This window comes from Synechococcus sp. R55.7 (assembly GCF_047461955.1).
GTDB lineage: Bacteria > Cyanobacteriota > Cyanobacteriia > Thermostichales > Thermostichaceae > Thermostichus.
In genome coordinates, this window is the sequence record NZ_JANSIC010000423.1 from 1 (window position 1) to 852 (window position 852).

2 protein-coding genes are annotated in these 852 nt (G+C 50.5%); one reads left to right on the forward strand and one right to left on the reverse strand.

The genetic code is table 11. The annotated features are described in order from the left end of the window. On the forward strand, positions 1-441 hold a 441-nt coding region (locus tag NW820_RS12900), incomplete at its 5' end, for a 2-C-methyl-D-erythritol 4-phosphate cytidylyltransferase (protein WP_414407708.1). A gap of 40 nt (positions 442-481) precedes the next feature. On the opposite strand, the gene NW820_RS12905 is transcribed toward NW820_RS12900, so the two are convergent. Continuing rightward, on the reverse strand, positions 482-852 hold a 371-nt coding region (locus tag NW820_RS12905; RefSeq protein ID WP_414407709.1), incomplete at its 5' end, for a DUF559 domain-containing protein.

Below are 852 nucleotides of genomic sequence, written 5' to 3' on the forward strand. Positions count from 1 at the left end.
GAGTATCTCTATAACCTGGGAACAGTAGAGCGGGTGTTGATCCACGATGGGGCCCGCTGCCTAGCTACCCCTAAGTTGTTCGATCGCTGTAGTGCTGCTTTGCAGCAGGTGGATGGTCTCATCGCGGGGATCCCTGTCAAGGACACGATTAAAGTCGCTGAGGCAGGCCCAAAAGGGATCCAAATTCAGTCAACCCCAGAACGCAGCCGGCTGTGGGCAGCGCAAACGCCGCAGGGGTTTCGCCTGTCGATGCTATGGCAAGCCCATCGGGAGGCTCTGGCCCAGGGTTGGCAGGTAACCGATGATGCAGCCCTATTCGAGAAGCTGGGTTGGCCAGTCTACATCGTCGAAGGGGAGGAATCCAATCTGAAGCTAACCACCCCCCTGGATGTGTTGCTGGCCGCACAAATCCTGCAGCAGCGTCTCGGACCAGCGCGTTAGCTCAATTCAATCCCGGTAGGGCCAGTCTCAACCTTGGGAATTAAAAGTAGGGAGGAAGAAATCTAGGTTCACTAAGAGCACTTTGATCACCCCATCTCTTGTGGTCCGTTGGAAATGAAAATGATAAGTCTGGCTGTTTAGAATCTAATGCACCCAAGACACCTGAAACCAAGCAAAAGATGAGATTAATGCACTTTTCACTTTCTTCATAAACTTGCCGTTCTGAGAACCGAACTACAACCCAGCCTCTATCCGCTAGATAAGCATCACGCTTACTTTGCTTAGGATCATTCACAGTATGGGCTGGCCTACACAGATTACCTTCAAGAAACCATGGCTCATCAATTTCAATGTCAATGAGTAAAACGAGTGATCTTTTTCCATCTCTAGATACCTGCATTGCGATATCAG